Annotated in this window: 5 protein-coding genes; 2 read left to right on the top strand and 3 right to left on the bottom strand. The window is 61.8% G+C overall.

The window, feature by feature from the left end:
• Positions 1-42: 42 nt before the first annotated feature.
• Complete coding sequence (gene fliT, locus H4I92_RS16740) at positions 43-330, bottom strand: flagellar protein FliT (protein WP_080506807.1); 288 nt, start codon at positions 328-330, stop codon at positions 43-45.
• 109 nt (positions 331-439) lie between these two features.
• Between fliT and H4I92_RS16745 the strand changes: the two genes are divergently transcribed.
• Complete coding sequence (locus tag H4I92_RS16745) at positions 440-757, top strand: hypothetical protein (RefSeq protein ID WP_218668245.1); 318 nt, start codon at positions 440-442, stop codon at positions 755-757.
• Between the two features lie 14 nt (positions 758-771).
• Positions 772-3,633, top strand: a complete 2,862-nt coding sequence (locus H4I92_RS16750; protein WP_077531652.1) for an insulinase family protein — start codon at positions 772-774, stop codon at positions 3,631-3,633.
• On the opposite strand, the gene sbcB is transcribed toward H4I92_RS16750, so the two are convergent.
• Complete coding sequence (gene sbcB / locus H4I92_RS16755; protein ID WP_077531653.1) at positions 3,617-5,062, bottom strand: exodeoxyribonuclease I; 1,446 nt, start codon at positions 5,060-5,062, stop codon at positions 3,617-3,619. The two genes, H4I92_RS16750 and sbcB, sit on opposite strands and share 17 nt — an antisense overlap.
• Positions 5,063-5,133: 71 nt before the next feature.
• Positions 5,134-6,003 carry a DUF6160 family protein gene (locus H4I92_RS16760; RefSeq protein ID WP_077531654.1) on the bottom strand — a complete coding sequence of 290 codons (870 nt, stop codon included), beginning with the start codon at positions 6,001-6,003 and terminating at the stop codon, positions 5,134-5,136.
• Between the last annotated feature and the right edge of the window lie 243 nt (positions 6,004-6,246).

Consider the following 6,246-nt stretch of genomic DNA (forward strand, 5'->3'; position numbering starts at 1 on the left):
ATTTTATGACGCTGTTTTTATAAACATCCTGTTGTCCCCTGGTTACTGATTGTCCAGATAGGCCTGTGCCGCCTTCTGGGTCCGGTTGTTGGAGCGCAGCGCTTCAGCCGCTTCATCGCGCTCCTTCTCGGAAGCTTCCCTGGCCTCGTTGTAGAGGGCCTGGAGCCGTTCCACGCCTGCCCTGACCCGCTCCTGCCCGAGCCGTTCGGCATCGGCAACGGCCTCGTCCACACACTGGCGGACCTCCTCATCAAGCGCTGCCAGAGAGGCCCAGTCCTTCGCGGCAACCAGTGATTCCACCCGGCTGACCATCTCCTCAAGTGCTGCCATAGCGATGCTCCCCCAATAACGTGACACAATTGGCTGCCACAGCAGCCGGTTTCCTTTGAAAATGGTCCGGATTGGCATTAATGTCGAATCCAACACCCTGTCTTTCCCGATGAGCAAGCGACCCGACACCACCATGCAAGACCAGCAGAACGACGCCTACATTGCCATTGCCAGAGCCTGCCTCAAAGCCATCAACCAGGCGGCTGATGACGGGCGTGACCGCGCCGAACAGATCCAGATGGTCTATCAGGCCATCGACGAAGCCTTCCAGGAACAGTTTGAACCCTACCGCCAGCAGCTGCGGGACTACCACTCCATTCTACAACGGATCGCCAGTGGTGGCATGAGCGCACAGCAGATGGTGGAACTGGCGGAAGCTGCGGTTGCTGACACCACCGAACGCGATCAGGATGATCCCCTGCACTGACAAGGAGCCCGACCATGACCGCTCGATTCCGATTCCACCCTGCCGCGCGACTGGCAGGGCTTGCTCTGGGCGCCGTCCTGGGCCTCACCGTGCAGTCCGCGGCTGCTGATGTCTCCCAGCGGATGTCACCGGAAACCGGCCCCGGTGCCACCGCGGACTACCGTTACCTGACACTGGAGAACGGCCTGGGTGCCCTGATGGTCTCCGACCCGCGGGCCGACAAAGCCGCCGCCGCGCTGGACGTGCATGTCGGCGCTGGAGCCGACCCGGAAGACCGGGCCGGGCTGGCCCACTTCACGGAACACATGCTGTTCCTGGGCACCGAGACATACCCGGATCCGGGTGAGTACAAGTCCTTCATCAACAGCCATGGCGGCTCGCACAACGCCTTCACCAGTGCCCTGGACACCAACTACTTCTTCAATGTCGAGCCCCAGTTCCTGGAGCCGGCCCTGGACCGCTTCTCAGAACAGTTCCGTGTGCCGACTTTTGCCAAGGAGTTGATCGAGCGTGAACGAAACGCGGTCAACTCCGAGTTCTCGGCACATCGGCGCAATGATGGGCGGCGTTTCTGGTCAGCCCTCAAGCAGACATTCCCCGAGGGACACCCTCTGGCGGGTTTCACCGTGGGCAACCTGGAGACACTCTCCAATGACGATGGTGAACTGCGCGCTGACACCGTCGACTTCTACGAACAGCACTATTCCGCCAACCTCATGGAGCTGGTGGTGATTGGCCCGCAGTCGCTGGACGAACTGGAGTCCATGGTGGCTCCCCGCTTCTCGCCGGTCGCCAACCGCGGCCACAGCGCGCCACGCTATACCCAGCCCTTTCTCGAAAGCGGCCAGCTGCCCCGGCTTCTGGAGGTGGACGCGATCCGGGACACACGCCAGCTCCAGCTGACCTTCCCGATCCCCTCCACGGAAAAGGACTACCGCAACAAGCCGTTGTCCTACCTGTCGCATCTGATTGGGCACGAAGGTAAGGGCAGCCTGCATGCCGTCCTCAAGGAGGCCGGTCTGGTGGACAAGCTGTCCGCGGGCCAGAGCATGGACACCGGCGACCAAGCCATGATGAACATCAGCATGTCACTCACGCCGGAAGGCCGCGACCAGTGGCGTGAGGTGGTTCGCCTGACGTTTGACTACCTGGACCTGATCCGTGAGAACGGCATCCGGCAGGTGTATTTCGAGGAACAGCAGAAACTCAACGACATTGAGCTGCGCTTCCGGGAACGGGACAAGCCGATCCACGAGGCCAGTTCCCTGGCAAGCCGACTGCACCGGGTGGCACCGGACGACGTGGTGATCGCACCCTGGCTCTACGAGACCTACGAGCCTTCCGTGTACCGGGAACTGATGAACCACCTGCAGCCTGACAACGCCCTGGTGTCCATACTGGCTCCCGTGGAGGAAACGGATGACTGGCAGACCACGCCCTATTACGACACACCCTACCGGCTGACGGATCTGGAAGCGGATCAGCTTGTCGGCGGGAGTGAGCGCAGCGCGCAGCTTGGACTTCCTGAGCCCAACCCCTTTATCCCGGAAGATCTCTCACTGGTCTCCGGGGATGACATGCCCCGGCCCCGTGCCATGGGCGATGGGCCACTGGAACTGTGGTACGCCCGCGACACACGGTTCGAGGCACCGCGTGCCAACGTCTACCTGTCGCTGCGCTCCCCGGCGGCCACAGGCTCCGCGCGCAATGTGGTGCTGACACGCCTGCTTGCCGAAACCGTCAGGGACGAACTCAACGCCCTCGCCTATCCGGCCCGGATCGCGGGCCTGGATTACCAGGTCTACAGCCACCTCCGGGGCATTACCGTCAAGCTCAGCGGTTACAGCGACAAACTGCCGCGCCTCATGGGGGAGGTCCTGGAGCGGCTGCGCCACCCGGAACTCGACCCGGAGAACATCCGCACACGGCTCCAGCAGATCCGGGATGACCTCGCCAACGCTGCCGAACGCCGCCCCTACGAGATCGCCTCCGGGGCCATCCACGAACAGTTGCTTGAGAACGTTTTCCCCCACGCCACGCGGCTTGAGGCCGCCAGGGAACTGGCCCCGGAAGATCTGGAGGCACATACCGACAGCTTCTACCGCGCCCTGGATCCGGTCATGCTCGTGCACGGCAACATGACGCGTGCGGCAGCGCTCAACACCCGTTCCCGGGTCTCGAGCCTGATCATGGAGGATGTGGACCCCACGGAAGTACCCCGTGCCAGCGTCCGGCGACTGGCCGAGGAAGAACAGACCCTGGATGTCAGCGTCCGCCATTCCGACCAGGGGTATCTGCGTTACATCCAGGGCGCGGACTCCGATTATGCCTCCCAGGCCCGGTTCCGCCTGCTCGCTCAGCTTCTGTCCTCGCCTTTCTACGAGAGACTGCGCACCAACCAGCAGATGGGGTATATCGTCCAGGGCACCTATTACCCGATGCTGGAGGCACCGGGGATAGGCTTCATCGTCCAGTCGCCCAAGCACAGCTTCAAGCGCATCGACGAAAGCGTGACCACCTTTCTGAAGGAGCAGGAAAAACGGCTGGCAGACCTGGACGCGGAAACGCTCGAGCGCCAGAAGCAGGCCGTGGTCAGCCGTCTGGCGCAGGACGACACCCGCCTGAGCGAAGTGGCCAACCGTTACTGGCAGGAAATCGACCGCGGGAACCACGACTTTGACAACCGCGAACGGCTCATCAAGGCCGTGAAAGCCATAGACCATGAGGCCCTGATGGCCACCTACCGGAATGCTGTTCTGGAGGATCCCAGAGCCCTGGTGATCAATGCCCACCGGGATGTGCCCCGGGAGGCCGAGTCACTCCAGAGCCTGGAATACGATGGTGGCTTCCCCAGAACCGTCAAAGAGACGGAATAAGCGACTCGCCATAGAACTGGAGATCCTGCAGCAGCAGCTGATCACGCCGGCTCAGGGAGGAGTCGGCCATGCGCTGCTGCAGATCCTCAAAGAAGCCCGGCAGACTGCGCCACCCCGGCCCGGGCTCCATAAGGCGCTGGTAACGGAACCGTTCCCACTGCTCCTGCTCCTCGGCACTCAGGCTCTGTGGGTAGTTGCGCGCGCGGTACCGGAAGAACAGCTCCCCCAGGCGCGGATCGTCAAAAGCCGGTTCCAGCTCGCCCATAACCCCTGGCGGTGTTTCCACAATCTCCTCGAGACGGCGCCGGTCCGCATCCCCGATGAAGCCTCCTGAATAGAGCGCTTCATCCGGATCCCGGGCCCCGCTTTCAGGGGCTTCGCCATAGACCGACCTGAGGCACTCAGCCAATCCATCCATCCCCCTGAGTGCATCAAGGTTCGCCCGCAGCGCCTCCCGGTCAAGCCCGAAGCGCTGCAGGCGCTCTTCCGGCAGTTCCTTCAGCAGTGCGGCCGGCGCCACCACAGGGCAGGTGTTCGCGCGGATCTCCTTGAGAGCCGGCCTTGGCCCATCGCTATCCGTGCGTTCCGCAGAGGGCTTGAACAGCTGCTCCCGGATCCGCTCCGGCGACAATCCCTCAAGCTGCCGCGGATCATGCCTCAGATCGAACACGATCACCGAGTTGCGGTTCACCGGGTGCGCGGCCACTGGCGCCACCAGGGCACAACAGCCCTGTTCGGACGGATACATGGACGAGACATGCAATACCGGCTTACAGCTCGATGTATCCAGCATGGAGAGCACTGAGCGCTTGTCGCGGTGCTGCAGCACATAGTCGAAGAGTTTCGGCTGACGATCCCGGATGAGCCGGGCAACCTCGATGGTTGCGTACACGTCCGCCATGGCGTCGTGGGCCTCGCCGTGCTCGATCCCGTTGGCGCGGGTGATATCCTCCAGGCGGAATGACGGCCGACCATCCTCGTGAGTCGGCCATTCCATGCCCTCGGGCCTCACCGCATGGGCGAGCCGCACCATGTCGATGATGTCCCAGCGGGAGTTGCCGTTCTTCCACTCACGGGCATAGGGATCACGGAGGTTGCGGTAAAGGGTGTGACGGGTCACCTCATCATCAAAACGCAGGCTGTTGTAGCCCACGGCACAGGTGCCCGGCTCCATGAACAGTTCATTGATCCGCTCAATGAACCCCGCTTCCGGAAGGCCTTCGTTGAGACAGTCCTGAGGCGTAATGCCCGTCACCAGAGTCGCCACCGGATCAGGTACATAATCCTCGGCAGGCCGCGCATACAGGGTGACGGGTTCCCCGATGATGTTCAGTTCCGGGTCCGTGCGGACACCCGCAAACTGCGCGGGGCGGTCATGGACCGGGTCGGCACCGAAGGTCTCGTAATCATGCCAGAAAAAGGACTGCAAACCGGTTTCTCCTGCTCAGTACAGCAATCGCTCAGGATAACACCGGATCACACCAGGGCAGAATGGCGGCTTCAGAACAGGCCTTCGCCACGGTCGATGTACTCGGTACGGGCACGGGGCGAAACCACATCGTTGGTCAGCTCCTGAAGCTCAACACGCATGGCCGTGGGGATATTCATGAAGACACCGGCATCAGCCTGAACCGACCCATCAGCACCGGGGGTGTCCCACTCCACCGCCTCGTTCTGGAAGGAAATGAAGAAGTCATTGGTGAAGTCGGCAGGACTCCCGTCGCCACCGTACTCGCCGATTTCCAGGGTTTCGAAAGCACTCAGGGCCGCACAGTCCGAACCACCGGTACTGCAGTCCGCGGAGTCTGCGAGGCCGTAGTGGGTAGCTCGCTGACTGGTGGCAGCACCATTCTCATCCAGAAGCTGCCCCTGCTGGATATTACCACTGCCATCTTCCAGCTCCAGACCCAGCCGTCCGGTAAGTGAGCCAATGTCACCGGACAGCGTCCCCCTGGATTCCGTAAAGCCAACCCGGAAACCGACAACATCACCGTTCTGGTTATCCGCAAGCTCCAGATAGGGATCGCGGCCAATAAAGGGAACAATATCACCGGCGTCATAGGTGCTGCCGTCAAACTGCTCCCCTGACTGACGCGCAATGTGACCGAAGGAAAGGTTGTCGACGGCGATATCCGTGCCATTGGTGGTCTCGCCGACGGCCAGTTCCTCCATGTTCATCTGGAAATCGGCTTCCAGGCCCATGGTATAGCGGGTGAAGTCCATATCCCCGGACTCGGTGACATCCAGGGCCAGCATGGACTGACCGGTAACGTCCCCCATCTCCTGATCGCTCATGGGCTCCATCTCGGCGTAAACCGCCGGGACGGGAGCAATCAGCAGCAGACCAATGACGCTTTCCCTGATACGCATTGGAAGTCCCATGCCTGAACGGTGAGTGGCAGTTGTCATGTCGCCAATCTAGCCCCTCAATACAGGCTGTACTGTGACCCTGATCATGCAGCGGGACCGGTCCAGGTGACCATTCATTAATCCGTGAAGCACATCACGGCTGCCGGGAAAGACAAAAAAAAGCCCCGCACGGCGAGTACCGGCGGGGCTTTGGGTGTAGGGGCCTGACGATGACCTACTCTCACATGGGATCTCCCACACTAC

It is taken from the genome of Vreelandella halophila (assembly GCF_019903425.1).
Taxonomy (GTDB): domain Bacteria; phylum Pseudomonadota; class Gammaproteobacteria; order Pseudomonadales; family Oleiphilaceae; genus Halospina; species Halospina halophila.